The sequence below is a fragment of the Stenotrophomonas sp. CASM106 genome (assembly GCF_049384825.1).
Lineage (GTDB): Bacteria > Pseudomonadota > Gammaproteobacteria > Xanthomonadales > Xanthomonadaceae > Stenotrophomonas > Stenotrophomonas muris.
On sequence record NZ_JBMRFS010000002.1, the window covers coordinates 71,077 to 95,136 of the forward strand.

21 protein-coding genes are annotated in these 24,060 nt (G+C 67.8%); 13 read left to right on the forward strand and 8 right to left on the reverse strand.

Annotated features, from left to right (window positions below):
- Positions 1-83: 83 nt before the first annotated feature.
- Together VG556_RS04040 and VG556_RS04045 are read right to left on the reverse strand one after the other, a co-directional pair.
- A complete protein-coding gene (locus tag VG556_RS04040; protein ID WP_049404896.1) occupies positions 84-647 on the reverse strand; it encodes a hypothetical protein in 564 nt (187 codons plus the stop codon).
- Between the two features lie 52 nt (positions 648-699).
- The gene (locus VG556_RS04045; protein ID WP_049404897.1) at positions 700-1,107 is read right to left on the reverse strand and encodes a hypothetical protein; all 408 of its coding nucleotides are present in this window, start codon (positions 1,105-1,107) and stop codon (positions 700-702) included.
- 566 nt (positions 1,108-1,673) lie between these two features.
- Between VG556_RS04045 and VG556_RS04050 the strand changes: the two genes are divergently transcribed.
- A complete protein-coding gene (locus VG556_RS04050) occupies positions 1,674-2,054 on the forward strand; it encodes a tautomerase family protein (protein ID WP_005415517.1) in 381 nt (126 codons plus the stop codon).
- Positions 2,055-2,088: 34 nt separating this feature from the next.
- On the opposite strand, the gene VG556_RS04055 is transcribed toward VG556_RS04050, so the two are convergent.
- A complete protein-coding gene (locus VG556_RS04055) occupies positions 2,089-3,186 on the reverse strand; it encodes an XVIPCD domain-containing protein (protein WP_100449554.1) in 1,098 nt (365 codons plus the stop codon).
- Positions 3,187-3,218: 32 nt separating this feature from the next.
- Entirely contained in the window at positions 3,219-3,800 is a 582-nt protein-coding gene (locus VG556_RS04060; RefSeq protein ID WP_100449555.1) for a hypothetical protein, read from the reverse strand.
- Positions 3,801-4,043: 243 nt separating this feature from the next.
- Here VG556_RS04060 and VG556_RS04065 point away from each other — a divergent pair, with 243 nt between their 5' ends.
- The 9 genes from VG556_RS04065 to smqnr all read left to right on the forward strand — a co-directional run bounded on the left by VG556_RS04065 (position 4,044) and on the right by smqnr (position 16,498).
- Positions 4,044-4,439 (forward strand): DUF2946 family protein, encoded by a 396-nt coding sequence (locus VG556_RS04065; protein WP_099475986.1) that lies wholly within the window; start codon positions 4,044-4,046, stop codon positions 4,437-4,439.
- A 129-nt stretch (positions 4,440-4,568) separates the two neighbouring features.
- The gene (locus tag VG556_RS04070; protein ID WP_162292846.1) at positions 4,569-6,707 is read left to right on the forward strand and encodes a TonB-dependent receptor; all 2,139 of its coding nucleotides are present in this window, start codon (positions 4,569-4,571) and stop codon (positions 6,705-6,707) included.
- A gap of 9 nt (positions 6,708-6,716) precedes the next feature.
- Positions 6,717-8,231 (forward strand): PepSY domain-containing protein, encoded by a 1,515-nt coding sequence (locus tag VG556_RS04075; RefSeq protein WP_100449556.1) that lies wholly within the window; start codon positions 6,717-6,719, stop codon positions 8,229-8,231.
- 104 nt (positions 8,232-8,335) lie between these two features.
- Positions 8,336-9,673 carry an SWIM zinc finger family protein gene (locus VG556_RS04080; RefSeq protein WP_049405062.1) on the forward strand — a complete coding sequence of 446 codons (1,338 nt, stop codon included), beginning with the start codon at positions 8,336-8,338 and terminating at the stop codon, positions 9,671-9,673.
- A complete protein-coding gene (locus tag VG556_RS04085) occupies positions 9,670-11,196 on the forward strand; it encodes a DUF5691 domain-containing protein (protein WP_100449557.1) in 1,527 nt (508 codons plus the stop codon). Before VG556_RS04080 ends, VG556_RS04085 begins: the two co-directional genes overlap by 4 nt.
- A 26-nt stretch (positions 11,197-11,222) precedes the next feature.
- On the forward strand, positions 11,223-12,305 hold the full coding sequence (locus VG556_RS04090) for an ATP-binding protein (RefSeq protein ID WP_049405058.1): 1,083 nt from the start codon (positions 11,223-11,225) through the stop codon (positions 12,303-12,305).
- 14 nt (positions 12,306-12,319) lie between these two features.
- Positions 12,320-14,614: a DUF5682 family protein gene (locus VG556_RS04095; RefSeq protein ID WP_049419215.1), complete on the forward strand. Its 2,295-nt coding sequence runs from the start codon at positions 12,320-12,322 to the stop codon at positions 14,612-14,614.
- Positions 14,611-15,813 (forward strand): vWA domain-containing protein, encoded by a 1,203-nt coding sequence (locus tag VG556_RS04100; RefSeq protein ID WP_049405055.1) that lies wholly within the window; start codon positions 14,611-14,613, stop codon positions 15,811-15,813. The genes VG556_RS04095 and VG556_RS04100 overlap by 4 nt, the downstream gene beginning before the upstream one ends.
- Positions 15,814-15,850: 37 nt before the next feature.
- Positions 15,851-16,498: a SmQnr family pentapeptide repeat protein gene (smqnr, locus tag VG556_RS04105; protein WP_100449558.1), complete on the forward strand. Its 648-nt coding sequence runs from the start codon at positions 15,851-15,853 to the stop codon at positions 16,496-16,498.
- Between the two features lie 3 nt (positions 16,499-16,501).
- Here the strand turns inward: smqnr and VG556_RS04110 are convergent, their stop codons facing one another.
- Together VG556_RS04110 and VG556_RS04115 are read right to left on the reverse strand one after the other, a co-directional pair.
- A complete protein-coding gene (locus VG556_RS04110; RefSeq protein ID WP_100449559.1) occupies positions 16,502-17,176 on the reverse strand; it encodes a class I SAM-dependent methyltransferase in 675 nt (224 codons plus the stop codon).
- An 87-nt stretch (positions 17,177-17,263) separates the two neighbouring features.
- On the reverse strand, positions 17,264-17,962 hold the full coding sequence (locus tag VG556_RS04115) for a glutathione S-transferase family protein (RefSeq protein ID WP_100449560.1): 699 nt from the start codon (positions 17,960-17,962) through the stop codon (positions 17,264-17,266).
- 115 nt (positions 17,963-18,077) lie between these two features.
- Here VG556_RS04115 and VG556_RS04120 point away from each other — a divergent pair, with 115 nt between their 5' ends.
- Positions 18,078-19,022 carry a LysR substrate-binding domain-containing protein gene (locus tag VG556_RS04120; protein WP_100449561.1) on the forward strand — a complete coding sequence of 315 codons (945 nt, stop codon included), beginning with the start codon at positions 18,078-18,080 and terminating at the stop codon, positions 19,020-19,022.
- Here VG556_RS04120 and VG556_RS04125 read toward each other — a convergent pair.
- Entirely contained in the window at positions 18,961-20,340 is a 1,380-nt protein-coding gene (locus VG556_RS04125) for a PLP-dependent aminotransferase family protein (protein ID WP_069117551.1), read from the reverse strand. The two genes, VG556_RS04120 and VG556_RS04125, sit on opposite strands and share 62 nt — an antisense overlap.
- A gap of 133 nt (positions 20,341-20,473) precedes the next feature.
- Between VG556_RS04125 and VG556_RS04130 the strand changes: the two genes are divergently transcribed.
- Positions 20,474-21,337 carry a DMT family transporter gene (locus VG556_RS04130; protein WP_032958514.1) on the forward strand — a complete coding sequence of 288 codons (864 nt, stop codon included), beginning with the start codon at positions 20,474-20,476 and terminating at the stop codon, positions 21,335-21,337.
- Between the two features lie 49 nt (positions 21,338-21,386).
- On the opposite strand, the gene VG556_RS04135 is transcribed toward VG556_RS04130, so the two are convergent.
- Positions 21,387-22,310, reverse strand: coding sequence for a LysR substrate-binding domain-containing protein (locus VG556_RS04135; RefSeq protein ID WP_049441005.1), 924 nt, complete (start codon positions 22,308-22,310; stop codon positions 21,387-21,389).
- A gap of 106 nt (positions 22,311-22,416) precedes the next feature.
- Here VG556_RS04135 and VG556_RS04140 point away from each other — a divergent pair, with 106 nt between their 5' ends.
- Positions 22,417-23,934 carry an MFS transporter gene (locus VG556_RS04140; protein WP_100449637.1) on the forward strand — a complete coding sequence of 506 codons (1,518 nt, stop codon included), beginning with the start codon at positions 22,417-22,419 and terminating at the stop codon, positions 23,932-23,934.
- The last annotated feature ends 126 nt before the right edge of the window (positions 23,935-24,060 follow it).

Below are 24,060 nucleotides of genomic sequence, written 5' to 3' on the forward strand. Positions count from 1 at the left end.
TTGCAGAACGAAAAAAGCCTCCAGCAATGGGGGCTTTTTTGTTGCCTGCGATCCAGCAGGATCAGCCGGAAGCGCATACCCTTTCAGCCGTGCCGCTCCAGCAGCTCGCGCGCGATCATCGCCGTGGCATCCAGCAGGTCGTGTCCGCTGCCGGCCTGCGCCACCACCGCCAGCAGACTACGGCCCACCTCGGCATTGCCGCTGGTCAGTTCCATCTCGCCTTCAAAGCACAGATCGGCCAACCATTCGTGGGCCTGTTGCAGCCCGCGCTTGCGGACGCGGCGGAACTCCGCGAGCAGCTTCGCCTGGCCGGCCTCCTGCTCACCCTCGGCAAGCAGGCCGATGGCACCGCCGTGCGCCGCGCGCCAGATCGCCGGTAGCGGGCGACCGTTCGCGTCCACCACGTCCGGCGAGAACTGCGCGCAGTACATTTCGTAGCGCTTGCCCGCCGTGCTGCGGGGCACGATGCCGGCCTTGGCGAGCAGGCGTTCGGCTTCATCCAGTGTGCTGAACTTCAAGCGCAGCAGTGCAGGGCGGCTCAGTTGTTGTGCCAGCGCCTGCTGGTTGGCGGCGAACCAGACGTTCCAGCCCACGCTTGCGCGGCCTTCCAGTGCGGCCTTGAAGTACTCCAGGTGTTCGGCGTCCATCGCTGTCTCCTGCGCTCCCTGCGGGATTGTAGCGGGAGCACATCCGGGCCGGTCAGGCATCGCCGCTGGAGAGGCAATGATGTGCCTCGCGCACCAACTGTCGTGCGGCCACGATCAGTCCGTCGGTATGGAAGGCGCCCAACTGTTCGTCCGGGCCGCCTTCGTTGCGCGCATGGTTGGCGGCCTGCAGCAGATCGAGCAATGCGCCGAGCCCGGATAGCGAGCGGCGCAACGAAGCGTGATTGCTGGCGCCGAGGGTGAGGCTGATGCACGGCTGTCCGTCATCACCGTCGGCATGGTTGATCGCATTGAGACGGGCGAAGAACGTGGCCGACTGCGCCGGAAGGTTCTGTTCGTTCAGGGCGCACTCGATCTCGCGTGCGAGGTCCCCGGGCACGTCGGCGGCGATGTCGCCGATCAAGGCGTGCAGGCGGGGATGGATGGCGGTGCAGTTGGTCATGGCGAAACCCTCACTGGCGTGAAGCCACCTTCCGAAGCGAAGGTGGCGGACGGTGCGGGTTGGCGTACCAAGGCACGAAAGCTCACTGGGAGAAAAAGCCTGGCGGATCTTCCGATCCCCACGCACCGCCCGCCATGGAAGGCAGTGGGTGCATTCTCTTTGCTGCGATCAAGATCGCAACTTCCAGTAGCTTGTTCGTTTATTCGAGACGCCAATCCCGGCCAAGGCTCTTTGCCTCGGCGCGGCGATCTTCAAGCCGGGCAATCACATCGGTCTGTAAGGAAAATTCTCAACTGTCCCTAGGCAGGTCAGACGTTTTCCGATGTGTGTCGTCCAGCACCCGCGAGTAGTGCGGCCCATCACTGATGGCGCACATCGCCGCACCTGCCGACCGTGCACGAGACGACTCCACAGCGGAGCCACCACGGCAATCGCGTCACCCCGCGCGGCGGAGGCGGGACCATGCCACGCATGGAGCCAGACGGTTCCATCCCTGCGCTGTCCCGCCGCCCCGGGCAGGCGTAGTCTCAGCCCGTTGCCGTGCCCATCCACTCTGGAGTGCCGCCATGCCGCTCGCCCGCATCGATCTTCGCAAAGGTAAATCCGCCGACTACCTGCAACGCGTCGGCGAAACCATCTACCAGGCCATGCGCGCGGTGGGTGTGCCGGAAAACGACCGCTTCCAGATCTTCCAGGAACACGCGCCGGGCACATTGATCTACGACCCCGGCTACTTGGGCGTGGATCGCACCGACGACTTCATCTGCATCCAGATCACCTGGAACGAAGGGCGCACGCTGGAGCAGAAGAAGGCGCTGTACGCCGGCATCGCCGATGGACTGCATGCGGCGGTGGGCATCCGCCGCGAGGATGTGTTCATCAACCTGGTGGAGGTGAAGAAGGAGAACTGGTCGTTCGGGAACGGTCAGGCGCAGTACGTGAGTTGATGCGGGAACGGTGCCTGCGCCTGACGCGGTTTGGTCAGGCCATGCGCGGCGACGCCTGCTGTTGTGCCTGTTGCTCGTCCTGCGCCAGCCGGCTTGCGTCGCGGGATTGCTGCTGCACGTTGGCCTGCTGATACAGCGTGTCCGCGTCGCCCTGCTGCGTATCGAGCAGGGACAGGCGCTGGCGATTGGCGGCAGGGTCCGGCGAGGCGGTGTCGCCGCTGCGATGCAGGAATACGTAGCCGGGTGCCTCGGCGATGCTGTTTGAACTGAATGCCACCTGCAGCGTGTCCTTTTCGCTGAAGCCGGCCTGCACCGCCGCGTGGGTCAGATGGCCGGCCAGTCGTTCGTGCTCCTGTCCGGGGGGCAGTCCCTGCTGTTCGCCGGCCTGGGCGAGTGCGGTACGCACTTTCTGGTCCAAGGCATGAAGGCTGTGCCCCGGTGCGCGCGCGTCCGCAGCCAGACGCTCGCCCAAGGGGCCATCAATACCATCGGTTTCGCTGAGCAGACGCTGCTTCAAGCTGCGCTCGGGCAGGGGATGGGTGGTCGTGCGGTTGAGTTCGCTGTTGGGGAAGGGCGGTTCAATGCTGTCCACGCCATGGATGTTGCGCAGGGGGCGATAACCGTCCTTGCCCTGTGACTGGACGCCCAGCGGAATGCGGACGTCTGGCAGCAATTGGCCGACGGGGCCGCCGATGCTGTTCACGTCCAGGCTGTGCTTGCGCTGGATGCCGGCATGATTCAATGCGTCCCAGGTGAAGTCCACGCAGTTGTGGCGCACGTCGGCGTAGTGCTTGCTGAAGCCGTGCGCCACTGGATCGTCGCCGAACGCCTTGAGCTTGTTGTACTGGGCTTCGGTGATTTCGATGGTACGGACATGGGCGGGGTCCTTATAGACTTTCACGTCGTCTCTGACGATGCGCCCGGGACCATTCATGCTGCCATGCTCGACGGGTGCGAAGCCGAAACTCTGCGCCGCTTTACCTGGAGCGTGCAGAACATAGAACATGTGGCCAGGCCCGGAAGTATCAGGAGTGCCATCGGGCGTCAGCTGCTGCTTTCCCGAATCGGGATCGAGCAGTGGGGTGCCGGGTGCGGCAATGACAATGTCCAGGCTGTAGCGGGGCTTGTTCATGGAAACTCCTTCGTTCCTTCGAATGAATGGTGTCACTTCCCTGCAGGACGCGAGGCGTGCACGACTAGCCTTGCCGAATAGTCTTGCAGTCCTGATATGGCATGGACCGTTTGAATCTGCAGCCGGTATCTGCTGTCGAGCTCCAGCGGCAGCGCTGTCACGTTCAGGAGGTAGCTGCCGTCGCTGCCTGATGCGAGCGAGGCATAGCGCCAGCTCTCAGAGTGGTGCCACGAGGGGAGCGGCTCAACACCGTTGCGCGCGCGTGCCTGATAGCTGTCCTGTGTTGCAATCTCCTGCCAGGTAGTGCCTTCCCGACGCTGCAGGGATACTTCGAATGGGATGTTGATACTTGCTATATCGGGCGTGCCCGTTGTAGCTGGACTTCGCCGCTGCAGCTCCAGTTCCACCGCATAAGTGCGGTAGCTGGCAAAATTGCGCGCCGTGGTTTCGAACTCGAACTGCACCTGCTGGCCGGGCGCGTCCACGGCGATGGGCTGTGAGAGTTCCAGCGGCTCTGGCGGTGGGGGCGGCCCGTTGTCGGCGCAGGAGACAAGCAGCAGCCCGGACAGACCAAGCAGGCCGATGCGCAGGCGGGGCTTGATGGGGATGGTCATGCAGGTTCCTCTGGCTCCTTGCCGTGGCCTCTGAACCCTAACGTTCGCGATACGGGCCTGCAAGCACGGGGAGCCCGGGAGCGTCACGCGGCGCGTTCACACGTCGCAGCCAACAGGGACTGCGTCACCGTGTCGCAGGGGGCAAACCCTGAACGGGGTCCAAGGTTGGCCATGGCCCCGTAGAATGGCGGCGTGCGCCGTTCTGCTCTCCATCGTCGGTTCCAGGCCCTGGCATGGCTTGCCATGCTGCTGGTGCTGCTCGCCCCGCTGGTGAGCCGCTGGCTGGCGCACGGTCACGTGGCTGCCGCTGCGCCGGTGGCAGCCATGGACCACGCAATGCACGCAGAGCATGCGCAGCACGCGATGGAAGGGCACCACGACCATCACGCGATGGCGATGCCGCACGGCGAGGCCACGAAGAAGCCGCCCGCCGATCCACACGCCGATCATGAGATGGGCGTGGACTGCGATTACTGCCTGATCGCTGCACGGCTGATCACCCTGCTGGTGGCGGCCGTGCTGCTGTTGGCGCCGATGGCACAGGTGTGCCGCGCACTGCGCGGTGCGGTGCAGGCGTTGCCGCAACGGATCAGCGGCACATTGGGAGCGCGTGGGCCGCCGGCCTTGATGGCCGTCTGAGCCGCACGCGCGCTGCATTGAACGTTCTTCCATGAGGTTGCCGGCCACGGCCGGTGCCCGCACGCGCGTGTCTGTCCCTTTCTGATTGCTGCCCTGCCATTGCGGGGTGGCCTTGCATGCCGTGAAAAAATGAAAACGAACCCCAACCCCGCGCGCCTGCGCCGGGCGACGCTGCCTGTCCTGTGCTCGCTGCTCTTGCATGCCGCGCCCCTGCTTGCCGCCGGCGCGGCACCCCCGACCACGCTGGAGACCGTACGCGTGGTCGATACCCGCAGCGGTGAACTGTCTTCCACCGCCAGCGCCGGCTCTGCGTTGGGCCTGAGCGTGTTGCAGACACCGGCCAGCCTGACGGTCATTTCGCGCGAGCAGCTGGAGCAGCGCGGCGACAGCAACCTCAACGATGCGATCAGCCGAGCGGGTGCGATCAGTGCCGTGCCGCACCCGGGCAATGGCCTGAGTGCGCTGTCCAGCCGCGGCTTCACCGACGGTGCCTCGGTGATGCGGCTGTACGATGGGCTGCGCCAGTACGGCGGCGTGGGCATCACGTTCCCGTTCGATACCTGGTCGATCGAGCGCATCGAAGTGCTGCGCGGCCCGGCCTCGGTGATCCATGGCGACGGGGCGATCGGCGGCGTGATCAACATCGTGCCGAAGAAGCCCACGCGCGGCGCCATCGAGAACCAGATCAGCATGACCGTGGGCAGCGAGGACACCGCGCGGCTGGGCTTCGGCAGTGGTGGCGCGCTGACGCCTGAGCTGGCCTATCGGGTTGATGTGAGCGGCAACTACAGCGGTGGCTGGGTTGATCGTGGACGCAACAGCGACGCGACATTCTCCGGTGCGTTGCTGTGGCAGCCACGTGCGGACCTGCAGCTGATGCTCACCCATGCGCAGGGCTACCAGCAACCCATGCGCTACTTCGGCACGCCGCTGGTCGAGGGCCGCCAGCTGGAGGCGCTGCGCCACCGCAACTACAACGTGGACGACAGCGAGATCCGCTTCCGCGACCGCTGGACCCAGCTCGACGCGCTGTGGACACCGAACGCGAACGTGGAATGGCGAACCCGCGTCTACCAGATCGACAGCCAGCGTGATTGGCGCAATGCCGAGGCCTATGTCTACAACCGCGCTACCGGCTTGATCGATCGCTCGGGCAATACCGAGATCACCCACAACCAGGACCAGACCGGACTGACCTCGACGCTGCGTGTGCAGGGAACGGCGGGTGGCCTGCAGAACAACTTCGTGGTGGGCCTGGACGCCAACCGCGCGCACTTCAAGCACACCAACAACAGCTATGCCGGCAGCTCGGGCCCGGTCGATCCGTTCGATCCTGTCCCGGGCCAGTTCGCCAGCGACGCGCCGAACCTGCCGCGCTACCGCAACCGTGCCGAGCAGTACGCGCTGTTCGTGGAAGACCGGCTGGCGCTGAGCGAGCGCTGGTCGGTGCTGGGTGGCCTGCGCCACGACCGCGCGCGCATTGATCGCACCGATCTGATCAGCGGCCAGAACGCGTTCTCGAAGACCTACAGCAGCACAGGCTGGCGTGCGGGTACGGTACTCGCGCTGCAGCCGACGCTGAGCCTGTATGCGCAGTATTCGCAGGCGGCGGACCCGGTCAGTGGCCTGCTGATGATCAGCCCGGCCAACGGCGCCTTTGACCTGGCCAAGGGCCGGCAGATCGAGGTGGGCCTGAAGCAGGCCTTCGACGGTGGCGAGTGGACGCTGGCGGCGTATCGCATCCGCAAGACCGGGCTGCTCAGCCGCGATCCGCTGGTGCCGGATCGCCGGGTGCAGGTGGGCGCGCAGACCTCGCGCGGTATCGAGGCGTCGTTGAACTGGAACTTCGCGCCGCGCTGGTCGCTCGATGCCAACGCGACGGTGCTGAAGGCCGAATTCGAGGACTTCCTGGAAACCACGGGTTCGCCGGCGGTGCTGGTATCGCGTGATGGCAACGTGCCGCCGAACGTAGCCGAGCGCCTGGCCAGTGTGTGGCTGGGCTGGCAGTTCGCACCGGACTGGAGTGCGGCGGGTGGCGTTCGCTACGTCGGCAAGCGCTACGCCGACAACGCCAATACGCTGGAACTGCCCGGCTACAGCACCACCGACCTGGCACTGACCTGGCAGGCGGCACCGCGCACTCAACTGTCCGCGCGGTTGTTCAACGTGTTCGACAAGGCGTACTACGCCACCGCGTACTACACCAGCACGCAGTGGCTGCTGGGTGCGGACCGGCGCGTCGAATTCACCGTCGACCATCGCTTCTGAGGGCGCGGAATGACGTTGCGTTCCACCGCCAAGCGCTGGACCTACCTGGTGCATCGCTGGCTGGGCATCGGCGGATGCCTGCTGATGCTGCTGTGGTTCGTCAGCGGCATGGTGATGCTGTTCATTGGTTACCCGAAGCTGACACCCGGTGAGCGGCTGGCGGCGTTGCCGGTGCTGGGTGAGGCCCGCGACCTGCAGGGGCTGTCGGTACTGCCGGCTGCCGTGCAGGCCGAGCCGGAGGCTGTGGCGTTGACCACGCTGCGTGGCGAGGCGGCGTATGTGGTGCGCAGTGGCAGCAACGTGGGGGCCTGGTCTGCCGTGACCGGCCAGGCCCTGCTGCCGGTGTCGGCACAGCGCGCTGAAGCATCCGCCGCGCAGTTCGCGGGCGGCCAGGCCTTCGTGGGTGCAATGCGCGTGAATGAGGATCGTTGGACGCATTCGCGTGCACTGGACGCGCATCGGCCGCTGTATCGGGTGGAGGTGGGCGGCGCTCAGCCGGGCGACCTGTATGTGTCCTCGCATACCGGTGAGGTGGTGCTGGACGCCCCGCATGCGCAGCAGCGCTGGAACTATGTGGGCGCCTGGCTGCACTGGCTGTACTTCCTGCGCATGCAGTCGGTCGACCCGGTGTGGACGTGGGGGGTGATCGTGCTGTCCGCACTGTGCACGGTGGCGGCGATCAGCGGCATCGTGGTGGGCGTATGGCGCTGGCGTTTCCGTGGGCATTATCGTTCCGGTGCGAAGACGCCGTACGTCGAGCCGTGGATGCGCTGGCACCATCTGATCGGATTGTGTGCTGCGGCCTTCGTGTTCACCTGGATTTTCAGCGGCCTGATGTCGATGAATCCGCTGCAGGTGTTCAGCAGCCCGGCGGATGCGACGAATGCCGAGCGTTATCGCGGTGCGGTGGTGGCGCTGGATGATGCGCTGGCCCAGCCGCAGGCGTTGCTGGCCTCCGCGGCACGGGCGGGGTTTGCGCCGGTGGAGATCCAGTGGCGGCGTATCGATGGCCAGCTGTTTGCGGTGCTGCTGGACGGGCAGGGCGGTACGCGCATCGTCTCGCGCGTAGATGGGCAGCTGCAGCTTGCGAAGCAACTGCCGGTGGCGTGGCTGCAGCAGCGTGCACCGGTCTTGGGCACCGCACCGCTGCGTGCATTCACGATCCTGCATACACCGGATGCCTGGTTCTATCCCCGCGCGCCTGAGGCGATGAACGGTGCGGCGGTGCGGCGCTTCCCGGTGGCGGTGGCCGACTTCGGCGATGAACACGCCACGCGGGTGTACATCGATCTGGCCACCGGCGATCCGTTGCTGATCCTGGGCCATCGCGAACGCGTCGGCCGCTGGCTGTTCTACTTCCTGCACAGCTGGGACCTGCCGGGCATGCTACGGCAGGAGAACACGCGGCTGGGCGTGCTGTTGCTGCTGAGCGTCGCGGGTACGGGGCTGTGCGCGACTGGCGTGGTGATCGGCTACCGTCGCCTGCGGATGAAATTCGGCCGGCCGCGCCAGCGAAGGGGATGATGGCGGCCGGTCTCGCGTGGTGATACGCCCGTGCGTGATGATCGTTGCCACAGTCATTGTCATCCGCCTTCGCTATGATGGGTCGATCTGAAGTGGGTACGCATATGGAAGTACGACTCACGCGCGAGCAGGTACTCGCGCTTGCGCCGGATGCGGCGTCGGCCAAGGCCGGCGGCGGCCTGGCCATCGATGGCAAATGGGGCCTGCTGGGTGCCGATGACGAGGCGCTGTGGGGCGAATGCCAGGGCAGCGGTTCCAAGCCCTACCAGACCCAGGTGGACCTGGCCGCGCTGGTCAGCCGGTGTTCCTGCCCCAGCCGCAAATTTCCCTGCAAGCACGGGCTGGCCCTGCTGCTGTTGTATGCCGCCGGCAACCCGCGCTGCGTGCCACAGGCGCGACCGGCGTGGGTGGACGAATGGCTGAACGGACGCCGCGACCGCGCCGCGCGCAAGGAGGCTGCCGTGGAGGCGGCCGCTGTTGCGCCGCCCCCGGACCCGCAGGCGCAGGCTGCGGCTACCGCCAAGCGCGAGCAGGTGCGCTGGGGCCGCATCGAAGCCGGTGCAGCCGAGCTGCAGCGCTGGATTGCCGATCAGTTCCGCCAGGGCCTGGCCAACCTGCCCGCCGATTTCCACGCGCAGGGCCAGACCATGGTCGCGCGCATGATTGATGCGCAGGCGCCGGGGCTGGCCAGCCAGCTGGAGGCTGCGCTGGGCGAGGGCATACCGGGCCTGGCTGGCCTGGGCGAACTGGGCGCGCGGCTGGGGCTGCTGCAGCTGCTGACCCAGGCCGTGGCACGCCGTGCGCAGTACGAACCGGCGCGACTGGCCGACCTGCGCGCCGCGCTGGGCTGGCCGGTAGACCGCGAGGCGGTGCAGCGCGATGGCGAGGCGGTGCACGACCGCTGGCACGTGCAGGGGCAATGGCTGCTGGAACAGCCGGGCAACCTGGTCGAGCGCCGCGTCTGGCTGCATGGGCTGGACAGCGGGCGCAGTGCGCTGGTGCAGGATTTCAGCCACGGCGGTCGCGGCTGGCAGGAACAATGGCGCACTGGCAGCGTGCATGCGGCGCGGCTGCATTTCCATGCCGGCAGTGTGCCGCTGCGCGCTTTGGTGAGCGAATTCGAAGCGGCCCGCGCTGAAACCACCACGCCCCGCACCGATACCTTCGACGCGGCCTCGCAGGCGTACGCGCGCAACCCCTGGTTGCCGCAGGTGCCGATGCGCCTGCAGGACGTCCACATCGCCCATGACGGCACGCAGTGCTGGCTGCAGCATGCCGAAGGCGCGCTGCCGCTGCAGCTGCCGGGCCTGCAGGCGTGGGCGTTGATGGCGTTTGCCGGTGGTCATCCGGTGTGCGTGATGGGTGAGTGGGACGGCCAGGTGCTGTTGCCACTGTCGGCATGGAATGCGCGCGACGAGCGCTGGGAAAGGAGTGCCGCATGAACCAGGCCTGGTTGAAGCCGGCGTTGCTGGGCATTGACCGCCCGCAGGTGATTGCCGTGGGTGGCGCGCTGGATGTGCTGCTGCAGGCGGTGGCCGATGCGGACGAACCGGCATTGGCCTACAGCCGCCAAGTGGGCGTGCTCGCCGCCTGCGAGCGCGCCGCCGTGCGCACGGCCGCAGCGGTGAGCGTGCCGCCACCAGTGGCGGATGACCCACTGCAGTTGGCGGCCGACCACCCGTGGGTTGCGTTGCTGGCCACGGTGTTCCAGCCCGGCCAGTTCTCGCCTTGGGGCAAGCGGCTGCGGCTGCAGGCCTGCGCGCAGCTGGCCGCACACGGCCGGCACCTGCCGGTGGCGGTGCTGCCACAGGCGCTGGAGGCAGGCGCGCGCCTGGCCGTGCTGCGCGAGGCGCTGCGTGCGGTGCTGGGGGTGCGCGGTTACTGGCTGGCGGCCTGCAATCCGGAGTGGCGCTATGCGTCTGCACCGCTGGAAGCGCAGGCCAGCGCGGAGGAGGTCGAGCAGGTCTGGAAAGAGGGCAGCAGCGAGGCACGCCTGGCCGTGTTCCAGCAGCAGCGCCTGGAGGATGTAGCGGCGGCGCGTACGCGGTTGCAGGACAGCCTGAAGGAACTGCCCGCACGCGAGCGTGCCGCGTTCGTGGCCGCGCTGCAGGCGGGCCTGGGCGCGGACGATGCGCCGCTGTTGCAGGCCTTGTTGAAGGACCGCAGCCGCGAGGTGCGCGCGCTGGCCGGGCCGATGCTGGCGCGACTGCCCGACTCGGCGCACGCGGCATACCTGCAGGTGCAGATGGCGGCGTTGCTGCAGCAGTCGCGCAGCGGCCTGCTGCGTCGCCTGGCGTGGACGCTGGAGGCGCCGGCCACGCTTGACCCGGGCTGGGCCGAAGCGGCGATCGACGGCAAGCGGCCCAACGGCGAAGTGCTGGGCGAGCGGGCCTGGTGGCTGTACCAGCTGGCGCGCCAGCTGCCGCTGGCCTGGTGGTGCCGGACGCTGGAAAAGCCGGCCGCCGAGGTCGTGGCCTGGGCGCGCGAGGGCGACTGGTACCAGGCGTTGCTGCGCGCGTGGCTGGAGCGCGTGGATGCCAGCGAACCGGAGTGGGTGGAAGCGCTGGTCGCGCTGAAGGAAACCCATGCGCGCAAGAGCGAGCTGCTGGCGTTGCTGCCTGCGGCGCAGCGCGAGCGGTACTGGCCGGCCAAGCTGCAGGACCTGATCGCACAGGGCCTGCTCGATGATGTGCTGGACAGCACCGGCGCGGCGCAGTCGTTGAGTGCGGCCTATTCGCAGGCGCTGGCCCCCAGCGTGGGCGCACTGTTCGGCGATGAACGCCTGCGCTACGACTACCTGCTGCGCGACCGCCTGCTGGAACTGCTGGCGGTGCTGCATCCGTCCACGCTGGCCGGCGTGCAGATCGCCGAGCCGCCGGCCACGGCCACCGACGCGATGCTGCACTGCGCGCAACAGGCGCGTGCGCTGCTGGCCCTGCGCCAGGCCCTGTATTCCCCCTTCTGATCGAACCCCTTACACACGGAGCCACCATGACCACTGCCGTCCTGCGCCAGCACGCCGAACACCAATACGCCGAGGAACTGGAGGAGCTGCGCCGCCAGGACAACCGCCAGCGCCCGGCCAACTGGACGATGTCGCCGTGGGCGGTCGTCACCTATCTGGTGGGTGGCACGCTGGACAACGGCTTCGTGGTCAGCCCCAAGTACATCGGTGACCGCCGGCTGATGGAAATCGCCGTGGCCACCATCGCCACCGACCGCGCGCTGCTGCTGTTCGGCGTGCCGGGCACGGCCAAATCCTGGGTGTCCGAGCACATGACTGCGGCCATCAGCGGTGATTCGACCCTGCTGGTGCAGGGCACCGCTGGCACCAGCGAAGAGCAGATCCGCTACGGCTGGAACTATGCGCAGCTGCTGGCCAACGGCCCCAGCGAAAAGGCCCTGGTGCCCAGCCCGATGATGAACGCGATGCGCCTGGGCAAGATCGCCCGCATCGAGGAACTCACCCGCATTCCTGCCGACGTGCAGGATGCGCTGATCACCGTGCTTTCGGAAAAGACCCTGCCGGTGCCCGAGCTGGGCAGCGAAGTGCAGGCCGTGCGCGGCTTCAGCGTGATCGCCACGGCCAACAACCGCGACAAGGGCGTCAACGAGCTGTCGAGCGCACTCAAGCGCCGCTTCAACACGGTCATCCTGCCGGTGCCGTCCAGCGAGGAAGACGAAGTGGCCATCGTGCTCAAGCGCGTGGGTGAACTGGGTACGGCGCTGGACCTGCCGGCCGAGCCGCCGGCGCTGCAGGAAGTGGCGCGCGTGGTGCGTATCTTCCGCGAGCTGCGCAACGGCGTCACCGAGGATGGCAAGTCGAAGCTGAAGAGCCCGACCGCTACGCTGTCCACCGCCGAGGCCATCTCGGTCATCAACAATGGCATGGCGCTGGCCGGCCACTTCGGCGATGGCGTGCTGCGCCCGGCGGACATGGCCGCTGGCATGATCGGCGCCATCGTCAAGGACCCGGTGCAGGACGCGCTGGTGTGGAAGGAATACCTGGAGACGGTGGTGAAGGAACGCAGTGAGTGGAAGGATCTGTACCGCGCCTTCCGCGAACACGCCTGAGCAGGCCCGCGCCGATGAGTGAAGGGACTTCCCTGTTCGGCATCCGTCACCACGGCCCGGGCTGCGCGCGCAGCCTGCTGGCCGCGCTGGACGCGTTGCAGCCGGACTGCGTGCTGATCGAGGGTCCGGCCGGTACCGAGGACCTGTTGCCGCACGTGCTGGATGCGGCCATGCAGCCCCCCGTGGCCCTGCTGTCCTACAGCGTGGACGACCCGCAGCTGGCGGTGTTCCATCCGTACGCGCTGTACTCGCCGGAATGGCAGGCCCTGCAATGGGCCGCGCGCAATGCGGTCGAGGTGCGCTTCATGGACGTGCCACCGGCGTTGTCGCTGGAGTGGCTGGAGCAGGCGCGGCCGGCGCCGCCGCAGGACGAGGATGCCGAGGATGCCGAGGCAGACGATGCTGCTGAGGCCGCCGCCGAAGAGGCCGCCGAGGAGCGCCCGGCCGATCCGCTGGACTGGCTGGCACGGGTCGCCGGCCACGCCGATGGCGAGGCCTGGTGGAACCACATGGTGGAGGAACGCGGCGATGGCCAGGGGCTGTTCGAGGCGATTGCCGAAGCGATGACCGCGCTGCGCGAACACACCCTGGATTATCCCGGCCGCCGCGGCGAGCAGGAAGCGATGCGCGAGGCGCACATGCGCACGGCACTGCGCGCGGCAAGCAAGAACTTCAGCCGCGTGGCCGTGGTCTGCGGCGCGTGGCACGTGCCGGCGCTGCAGCCGGCGGCGCTGCGCGCCAACAGTGCGGCTGCCGACAACCGCCTGCTGAAGGGCCAGAGCCGGCGCAAAACGCAGAGCACGTGGGTGCCGTGGACCTACCGCCACCTGAGCGCAGGCAGCGGCTACGGCGCCGGTGTCGATGCACCGGGCTGGTACGACCACCTGTGGCGCAATGCCGGGGTGCATGGCCAGCGTGCGGTGGGCTGGTATGCGCGGGTGGGCCGCCTGCTGCGCGAACACGGCCTGGACTGTTCGTCCGCGCATCTGATCGAGGCGACACGCCTGGCCGATACCCTGGCGGCCCTGCGCGGGCGCCCGGCGCCTGGCCTTGAGGAGATCGGCGAGGCCAGCCGCAGCATCATCTGCAATGGCGACGATGCGCCGATGCAGTTGATCCGCGAGCAGCTGCTGATTGGCAATGCGCTGGGCCAGGTGCCTGACGGCGTGCCGGTGGTACCGCTGCAGCGTGACCTGGAAGCGCAGCAGAAGCGCCTGCGGCTGAAGCCCGAGGCACTGGAAAAGACCCTCGACCTGGACCTGCGCAAGGACAACGATCTGGCCCGCAGCCACCTGCTGCACCGCCTGCGCCTACTGGGCATTGAATGGGGCCGGTTGGCGCGCTCCGGCCACGCTGCACGTGGCACCTTCCACGAACTCTGGCAGCTGGCCTGGCAGCCGCATTTCCTGGTGGCGCTGGTGGAAGCCAGCCGCCATGGACAGACGCTGGTGGATGCGGCGTCGAACCTGGCGGTCAGCCAGGCACGCGCAGCGGCTGACCTGCCGGCGTTGTCCGAGCTGGTCGACCAGGTGCTGCTGGCCGATCTGCCGCAGGCCGTGCAGGCCATTGCGGCCGAACTGGAAGCGCGCGCGGCCACCGATGCCGATCCGCTGGCCCTGCTTGGCGCGCTGCCGCCGCTGGCCAACATCCATCGCTATGGCAACGTGCGGCAGACCGAGGGCGTGCAGGTCGCGCACCTGTTTGACAGCATGCTGGAACGCGCGGTGATCGGCCTGTCGCTGGCGCTGACCGGACTGGACGAAGCACGCGCGGAAGCGGCCCGCGAGGTCGTGCTGGCTGCCGAGCGGGCGATCAGCCTGCGCGACGATGCCGACGGCCGCGATGCGTGGCGGCAGGCGCTGCGCCGGGTCGCGCTGTCGCAGGCCAGCACGGCACTGCTGCGTGGTGTCAGCCTGCGCCTGCTGTTCGATACTGGCGCGCTGGACGCCGGCACCGTGCACACCCAGTTGCAGCAGCAACTCTCGCCGGGTGCCGAGCCGCTGCAGGCCGCGCAGTGGCTGGATGGCTTTCTCAACCGCAACGCCACCGTGCTGCTGCATGACGATGCGGTGTGGCGGATGATCGATGACTGGGTGGTGAGCCTGGATGAAACCCAGCTGGTGCGCGTGCTGCCGCTGGTGCGGCGCACCTTTGCCGCGTTCGAGGCGGCTGACCGCCGCGACCTGGGCACCCGGGTTGCGCGGGCCACTGTGACGAAGGCGGTGGCCAGCGAAGCCCCGGACTGGAACCTGGCACGCGCCGAGCGCGCGCTGCCGATGCTGCGCGAACTGTTGGGGATTGCCGGATGAGCACGCCAGACGACCTGTCCAATGACACAGTGGGCCAGCTGCCCACCACGCGCGAACAGCGCTGGCGGCTGATCCTGGGCCAGCAGGCCGATGGCAGCTGCGGCGCACTGCCCAAGCCCCTGCAGGGCATCGACCAGGCGCTCTCCGCGCTATACGAACCGGAGGGCCAGGGCGGCCTCAACCGGCGCGGCGGGCGCGGTGGATCGGCGCCGAACGTGGCGCGCTGGCTGGGCGACATCCGCCGCTACTTCCCTTCCTCGGTGGTGCAGGTGATGCAGCGCGATGCCCTGCAGCGGCTCAACCTGACCCAGATGCTGCTGGAGAAGGAAATGCTGGAGCAGGTGCAGCCGGACGTGCACCTGGTGGCCAACCTGATCGGCCTGGGCCAGGTCATCCCGGCGGAGACCAAGGACACCGCGCGCATGGTGGTGCGCGCGGTGGTCGACGACCTGCTGCGGCGGCTGGAAGAGCCCATGCGTTCGGCGGTGACCGGTGCATTGGACCGTGCCCGCCGCAACCGCCGGCCGCGCCTGGCCGAGATCGATTGGCACCGCACCATCCGCAGTAACCTGCGGCACTGGCAGCCGGAACTGCGCACGGTGGTGCCACAGGAACTGGTGGGTTATGGGCGCAAGGCGCGCAAGCCGCAGCGCGAGGTGCTGCTGTGCATCGACCAGAGCGGCTCGATGGCGGCTTCGGTGGTGTATTCGAGCATCTTCGGTGCGGTGATGGCCTCGCTGCCGGCAGTGTCCACGCGGCTGGTGGTGTTCGACACCGAAGTGGTGGACATGAGCGAGCAGCTGGATGACCCGGTCGATCTGCTGTTTGGCGTGCAGCTCGGCGGCGGCACCGACATCCATCGCGCGGTGAGCTATTGCCAGGGGCTTATCCGCGAACCACATGGCGCGATCCTCGTGCTGATTTCCGATCTTTACGAAGGTGGAGTGGAGGACAAGCTGCTGGCGCGTGCGCACGAGCTGGTGGAGTCGGGCGTGCAGTTCATCGTGCTGCTGGCGCTGAGCGATGAAGGTACGCCGTCCTACGACCAGCAGCTGGCAGGCAAGCTGGCCGCGTTGGGCGTACCCTCGTTCGCCTGCACGCCCGATGCGTTCCCCGGCCTGATGGCCGCTGCCATCCGACGCGATGACATCAACCAGTGGGCCGGCGCCAATGGCCTGCTGGCGACCCGTGGCCGCTGACGCGGCGCAATGACCGAACCCGATTGGATTCCATCGCATGACCCCCGCTGTCCATCACCGCCTGCGTATTGCCGGCGACCAGTACACCGGCCAGAAAGTGGTCGACCAGCAGTTCCATGAGTGCGATTTTTCCGGTGCCGACCTGACCGCCACCGAGTTCATCAACTGCAGCTTCTACGATGCCGACAGCCGCAGCGGCTGCCGCTTCAATGGCGCCACATTGAAGGAGGCCAGCTTCCGCAGCTGCGACATCAGCATGTGCCACTTCAACTTCATCAAGGCGCTGGGCCTGGAGATCAGCGAGTGCCGCGCGCAGGGTGCGGATTTCAGCAACGCCAGCTTCATGAACCAGATCACCACGCGCAGCTGGTTCTGCAGCGCCTTCATCAAGAAGTCGAACCTGCGCTATGCCAATTTCTCGCGGGTCACGCTGGAGAAATGCGAACTGTGGGAGAACCGCTGGGACGGTGCAAACGTCAGCGGCGCCAGCTTTGCCGGCTCGGACCTGTCCGGTGGCCAGTTCGAGGGAATCGACTGGAACAGCGCCAACTTCACCGACTGCGACCTGACCAATTCCGATCTGGGCGAGCTGGACCTGCGCAGCACCAACCTGCGTGGCGCCACGCTGGATGTCCAGCAGGTGGCGCTGTTGATGCAGCGCATCGGCATCACGGTGGTGCCGTAGGCATCAGCCGGCGTACGCCACCCAGCCCTTGAAGCTGAAGCCCGCATAGAACAGCTCCACATCGTCGAAGCCGGCCTCCTGCAGCAGGGCGACCTCCTGTTCGGGGGCCAGCAGCGGCAGCCGCTCGGCAATGGCGTCGATCGCGCGCTGTGCATCGGCGTGGGCAACGCCGGAGGCTTCGGCGAACGCGGCGTAGCGCTGCAACCAGCGCAGCTTGCCGGCCGGATCCTGCGGCACGCTGTGGTGGGCCACCACCAGCGGCGCGCCGGGCTGCAGGCGCCTGTGCAGCTCGCGCAGCGTGTGCAGGCGCTGCGCGGCGTCGAGGAAGTGCAGGGTCATCAGGCAGCTGGCACCATCGAAGCGCACGTCGGGGGCATCGTCGATGTAGCCTTCCAGCAACTGCACGCGCGACATCAGCGGGCCCAGTGTCTGTTCGGCCAGGGCCAGCATCGGTGCAGCCGGGTCCACGCCCAGCAGCTGCCAGCCCGGCTGCGCCTCGGCAAATGCCTTCAGCTCCAGCCCGCCACCGGCGCCCAGCACCAGCACGCGGCCCTGCGCAGGAACGTGTTCGGCCAGCAGCAGGCGACTCATCTGCTGCAACGCGAGGAAGCCCGGCACCTGGCGCAGCGGGCCCTCGGCATAGCGGGCAACGGCCTGCGGATCGGAGAACGAAGACATGCGCGGATTCCTGCGGCGGAGGACATATCACTGTAGCGCGGCGCGCAAGGGGCATTGCGCGCCGCTGCCGCACAGGCAGGGCAGGACTCAGGCCGCCGCGGCCTCAAGCACGTCTTCCAGCCGCACGTCGCCGAGGAAGCCGCCGCTGTTGGTAGCCGGCCGCTGTGCTTCGATGGCGTGGGCGAACTGCACGCCGGCGTCGTCCTGCAAGCGCTCGAACAGCTGCTGCACCCTGGGGAACTCGCGGCGATCGACCACCTGGTGGTAGTCGTTCCAGCGCGCGATGCCGGCGAAGTAGGCGTCGGCGAAGCTGCGCTGCTCGCCCAGCAGCCACGGGCCTGTGATGAGCATCTGCTCCAGCGCCTGATGGGCCTGGCGCACCTTGGTGGTGCCATAGGCACGCAGCGCCTTGCCGTCATCGCCCTCGGCGTGTTCCAGCGCGTGCCAGAGCGGGGCGTAGGCACCGAAGAAGCTGGTGTTGAGATAGGCCAGCCGGTGGTTGAGGCGGTCGAAGCCGGAGGTGCCCTGTGCGAAGCCCAGCCCCTGCGCAACGCCCTTGGCGGCCAGGTGGTTGAGGATGGCCAGGCTCTCGCTGAGCAGTTCGCCCTGCGCGGTGCACAGAGTGGGGGTCTCGCCCAGTGGATTGAGGCGGCGATAGTCTTCGCCCTGCACCTGGCCGGGCATGTCGATACGGCACAGGTGATACGGCTGGCGCAGCCATTCCAGCGCGACGATGGAGCCGAACGAGCAGCCCGAGGGCACGCCGTAGAAGAGAATCGGGGTCATGGCAAGTTTCCGGTTCAAGCCGCGATGCGGCGGGTGAGGAAAGCGTGCCTGCGTGGACATTGCCCCGGAAGCTGTTCGAATGGCATCCTGAAGTTCATACCTGTGGACGTTGTGCATGCTCAACCTCAACGATCTGGCCCTGTTCGTGGCCGCAGTGGAGCAGGGCGGTTTTGCAGCAGGCGGACGCCATCTGGGCCTGCCCCGCTCGACGTTGAGCAAGCGCGTGGCGCTGCTGGAAGAACACCTCGGGGTACGGCTGCTGCAACGCAGTTCGCGGCGCTTCGCGCTGACCGAAGTCGGCCAGGCGTTCTTCGATCGCGCACGCGCGGCGTTGTCCGAGGTGAAGTCCGCCGAGGCCATTGTCCGTGACCGCCAGGCCGAACCGAGTGGCACCGTGCGCATCAGCGCTTCGATTCCGGTGGTGCAGGGCGAGCTCGCAGTGTGCCTGCCCGCGTTGGCCCGCCGCTATCCGCGGCTGCGCATCGAAGTTGAAGTGAGTGATCGTTTCGTCGACCTGGCGCAGGAAGGCATCGACATTGCCTTGCGCAGCCACTTCGGTCCGCTGCCGGATTCCGGTTTGGTGCAGCGCTCGCTGGGTAGCGAGCGCATCGTGCTGGTGGCGTCCCCTGGCTATCTGGCAGCCGCGCCGGCAGTGGACACGCCCGAGCAACTACGCGCGCATGCCGGCCTGCTGACGGCGCGCCACGCAACGCGCTGGACACTGCACGGCACCGATGCGCGCACCGTGCAGGTGGAACCGCAGGTGGCGCTGGTCGGCAATGAGTCGCAGCTTCTGGTCTCGGCGGCCGAAGCGGGTCTTGGCATCACTGTGTTGCCGCACAGCCTGTGTGCCGCAGCGATTGCGGCCGGCCGCCTGCAGCAGGTCCTGCCGGCGTGGCATGCCGGCGAAGTGACCACCAGCGTGCTGCTGCCGCATCGTCGTGGACAGTTGCCGGGCGTCCGCGTGGTGGTGGATGCGCTGGTCGCGCATTACCAGCTCAACGCAACGCCCGCGCCAGCACCTGCCAGATCCTCGGGTCCTGGCACTGCGAGACGTTGAAGCGCAGATAGTCGGCCGCGCGCTGCGACTGGCTGAACGCGTTGCCCGGCGCCAGCACGATGCCCTCGCGCAGGCATTGCCGCGCCAGTGCGGCGGCGTCGCGGCCGTCGGGCAGCTGGCACCACAGGAACAGGCCGGCTTCCGGCTGCAGCCACGGCGTGATGCCCAGCGCCTGCAGTTTCCGCAGTGTGTGCCGGCGTGCATCGGCCAGGCGCGAACGTATCGACTGCATGTGGCGGCGGTAACCGCTGTCGGTCAGCGCGATGTGCATCAACTGCGCGGCCAGATGGCCGCCGCCAAAGCTGGTCGCCAGCTTCAGGTCGGTCAATGCTTCTATCCAGTCATGGCGTGCAGCGATGTAGCCGCAGCGCGAGGCTGCCGACAGCGTCTTGGAGAAACTGCCGACGTGGATCACCCGTGACAGTCCATCGAGCGCGGCCAGCCGCGGTGCCGGCTGCAGTTCGAAGTCGGCGAAGATGTCGTCCTCGACGATGATCAACTCGCTGCGTTCGGCCAGGCCCAGCAGGCGGTGCGCGGTGTTGGCCGAAAGCACCGCGCCGGTCGGGTTGTGCAGGCCGGAATTGGTGATGTACAGCCGCGGCGAATGCGCCTGCAGGGCTTGCGCGAACGCCTCCAGGTCCGGGCCGCTGTGCGTGTACGGCACGCCGATGGCCTGCACCTGGTGCGCCTTGAGCAGCGCGTGGTAATTGAAGTAGCTCGGGTCATCGACCAGCACGCAGTCGCCGGGCTTGAGCAGGAAACGGCAGAGCAGATCGACCGCGTGCGTACCGGATTCGGTCAGCAGGATCTGCTCCATCGGTGCATCGATGCCAAGCGTGGCGCTTCGCCTTTGCAGCAGCTGGCGCAACGCGGGCAGCCCGAGCGGGCCGGCGTAGTCCACCAGTTGCATGGCATCGGCACGCGCCAGCCGGCGCAGGCCGCGGCGCACGCCATCGTGATACAGCCAGTCACTGGGCATCCAGCCGCACCCTGGCTTGAGATCGCCCGCGGGCGTTTCCAGCGATTGCCGTGACACCCACAGCGGATCCACCGCGCGATCCAGCCGCGGCTCCATTTCAGCCAGCGCCAGCGGTGCGGCCGGGCCACTGACGTAGAAGCCCGAGCCTGCGCGCGCACTGATCAGGCCTTCGGCCGCCAGGCGCTCGTAGGCCTCGACCACGGTGGAGACTGAAACCCCCATGGTCGCCGCCTGCGCACGTACCGAAGGCAGGCGGGAGCCGGGGCCATCCACCCGTGCACTGATGCGGGTGCGGACGGTCTGGATGACCGATTCGATGCGGGTGAGCGGGCGCGGCATGGTGGAACCGTAGTGGAAGTGTGGGCAGTACAGTTACTTGCGGCTGTACTGGATTGTAGCTGGGGTCGTTCCGCGCCGGATGCTTCCATACAGGTGCAGCCGGGCATCGTCCGGCACCTTCAGGAGTACAGGCGTGGAACGGTCGGCGAGTGGTTGGATCAATGGCTTCATCGGTGTGGTGATCTTCGCCGGCTCATTGCCGGCCACCCGCCTGGCGGTGCTGCAGCTGGATGCCGGGTTCGTCACCGCCGCACGCGCCACCATCGCCGCGGTGCTCGGTCTGGGGCTGCTGCTTCTGCTGCGCCAGCCATGGCCGCGGCGCGGCGACCTGCCGGGGCTGGTGGTGGTCAGCCTCGGTGTTGTGGTCGGCTTCCCGCTGCTGACCGCGCTCGCGCTGCGTCACGCGTCGTCGGCGCACACCATCGTGTTCCTTGGCCTGCTGCCGTTGAGTACAGCGGTGTTCGGCGTGCTGCGCGGTGGCGATCGGCCGCGCCCGGCGTTCTGGCTGTTCTCGTTGCTGGGCAGTGCCTGCGTGGTCGGCTATGCCGCGCGCAACGGAATCGAAGCCTCGTTGCAGGCCGACCTGCTGATGCTGGCGGCGATCGTGGTGTGCGGGCTGGGCTACGCGGAAGGTGGTCGGCTCGCCCGTCATCTGGGCGGCTGGCAGGTGATCAGCTGGGCACTGCTGCTGGCGTTGCCGGTGATGCTGCCGCTGACGGTGCTGATGCGCCCGGCCTCGTTCACCGCGGTCGGTGCCTCGGCGTGGTGGGCACTGGGCTACGTGGCAGTGTTCAGCATGCTGATCGGCTTCCTGTTCTGGTACCGCGGGCTGGCCCAGGGCGGCATCGCTGCCGTCGGCCAGCTGCAGCTGCTGCAGCCGTTCTTCGGCCTGGCCCTGGCCGCGCTGCTGCTGCACGAATCGGTCAGCCTCAGCATGGTGCTGGTGACTCTGGTCGCGGTGATCTGCGTCGCCGGCGCGCGCCGCTTCAGCCGCTAGGAAAAAGGGGACGGAGGGGATTAAGTCGTTTCAGGCACAGCAGGGCCAATTACGACTTAATCCCCTCCGTCCCCTTTTCCGGGGTGCTGCGGAAAAGGTGCGCAACGGCATAGTCGATGAACACCCGCAGGCGTGCACTGGGATGGCGCCCGCCGGGCCACAGCAGCGAGAACTGCCCCTGGTGCGTGGGCAGTGTGGGCAGCACCTGTTGCAGGCGGCCATCGGCCAGCGCGTCAGCGGCGAGGAAGTCAGGCATCCAGGCCAGGCCCATGCATCCGATCGCAGCGGCCAGCACGGCCTCCATGTTGTTGCAGGTCATCGCCGTGGGAAGGCGCGCCCCGGCGTCGCCTTCGATGCCGGGCAGCTGCCACGGATGCAGCTTTCCGGTGGTGGGGTAACGGAAGCGCAGCGCGGTATGTATGCGCAGGTCGCCCACATCGCCGGGCGTTCCATGCATCTGCAGATAGCCCGGCGCCGCACAGAGGATGAAACGAAAACCACCCAGCCGCCGTGCGGTCAGGCTGGAATCGGCCAGTTCGCCACTGCGTATCACCGCATCCAGGCCTTCGCTGACCACATCGACGATGCGGTCGTTGAAGTCCAGTTCCAGCTGCACCTGCGGATAGCGTTGCTGGAAGCCGGGCAGCACCGGCAGCAGGAAGCGGTAGCCGATGGTGGGCAGGCCGATGCGCAGCAGTCCGCTGGGGGCGTGCTGTCGCTGCGCCAGGTCCGCCTGCGCTTCGGAAAGCTCATCCAGCGCACGTCGGCAGCGTTGCAGCAGCAGTTCGCCTTCGTCGGTGAGATGCACGCGGCGGGTGGTGCGCTGGAACAGGCGCGTGCCGAGTTCCTGTTCAAGCCGGGCGATGCGCTTGCCGACGGCCGAGGCTGACAGGCCGAGTACGCGGGCGGCACCGACAATGCTGCCTGACTCCGCGGTGCGGACGAAGGCGAGCAGGGCGGAGATGGAGTCCATGCTTGGATGATTGCGGAACATCTCGCCGCAATCAACATCCACCGAGCCTGTTTTTCTGGAATAGCGGCCTGTCCATCATCAATGCCCCTGATGGATGGAGGCCCGCATGGCCCCGGATTCGATGCTCCCTGTACCTGTCCGCGCGCAGCAGCGCTGGGCGCTGCTTGCGGTCTGCCTGGCCGCGCTGGCGTTGCCGTTGTCCTTCTCTGCCGGTGCAGTCGCGGTGCCGGCGCTGGCCCGTTCCGCGGCGGCATCGCCCACCGCGCTGGCCTGGGTGACCAACGCCTTCATGCTCACCTTCGGCAGTCTGTTGCTCGCTGCGGGCGGCTTGGCCGATCGATATGGCCGTCGGCGGCTGTTCCTGCTGGGCACGGCGGGCTTCACCACCGCCACCGCCGCCGTCTGCCTTGCTCGCACGCTGCTATGGCTGGATCTGGCGCGCGGGTTGCAGGGCGTTGCCGCGGCGGCGGCGCTGGCATCCGGCACGGCGCTGCTGGCACAGGCCTGGCAGGGGCCGGCGCGTGCCCGTGTCTTCGCCCTGCTGGGCACCACGTTCGGCATGGGGCTGGCGCTGGGGCCCCTGCTCGCGGGCCTGCTGCTGCAGACATTGGGATGGCGCAGCGTGTTCGCCGCGGGCGGTGTGCTCACGTTGGTGGCCTTCGGCCTGGGGGCACGCGCGTTGCCTGAAAGTCATGGCGAGCGCCGACCACTGGATATCGGCGGCATGCTGAGTTTCAGCCTGACGCTGGCGACGTTGACCCTGGCGCTGCTGTGGCTGGGCGAGTTCGGCCTGCATGCCGCGCGCGTGCGGCTGGCGCTGCTGGTGACGCTGCTGTTGGGCGGGGTGTTCGTCTTCATCGAACGGCGGCACCCCTCACCGTTGCTGGACCTCTCACTGTTCTCACAACCGGCGTTCCTCGGTGTCCAGCTGCTGCCGGTGGCGACCTGCTTCGGCTACGTGGTGCTGCTGGTCGCGTTACCTCTGCAACTGCTGGGCGTGCATGGCCAGAGCGCGACGCTGGTGGGACTGCAGATGCTGGCGCTGTCCGCGCCGATGCTGGTCCTGCCGATGCTGGCCGCGCGTTGGGCGGACCGCGTAGGAAGTGCGCGGTTGTGCACGCTGGGTCTGCTGGTGTGCGCCGCCGGCCTGTACCTGTTGTCGCGGCAGGCGTCGCACCCGTCGCCCGCGCAGTGGGTGCCGCTGCTGATGCTGGTCGGCGCAGGCACGGCTTTGCCGTGGGGGCTGATGGATGGACTGTCGGTGAGCGTGGTACCGGTGCAACGTGCCGGCATGGCCGCAGGCATATTCGGAACCGTGCGGGTGGCCGGCGAAGGCATCGCGTTGGCCGCAGTCACTGCCTTGCTTGCGCTGCTGATCGGCCATCAGCTGCAGGGCGCGTCGCCGGCATCGCTGGTGCGTGCCGGTGCCTATCTGGCCACGGGGGCGCGGGAACAGGCGCAGGCACTGCTACCGACGATGAGCCGCATGCAGCTGCAGCACGCCAGTAGTGAGGCGCTGGCGACACTGCTGCGTGTACTGGCGCTGCTGACCGCCGCCTGTGCCGCCGTGTTGCGCCTGTTGCTGCGGAAACGCACAGGTGCCTTGGTCGGGGACATGGTGTAGCAGGCTCATCGCCGCCTCCGCCGTCATCCCGCTGTCGTGTCCCGCTCACGCCGCCTATGCCCACCCGGGCCTAGTGTTGATCGTCCCCGTCCCCCACGGAGACCCGCCATGTGGCTGCTCGACCAT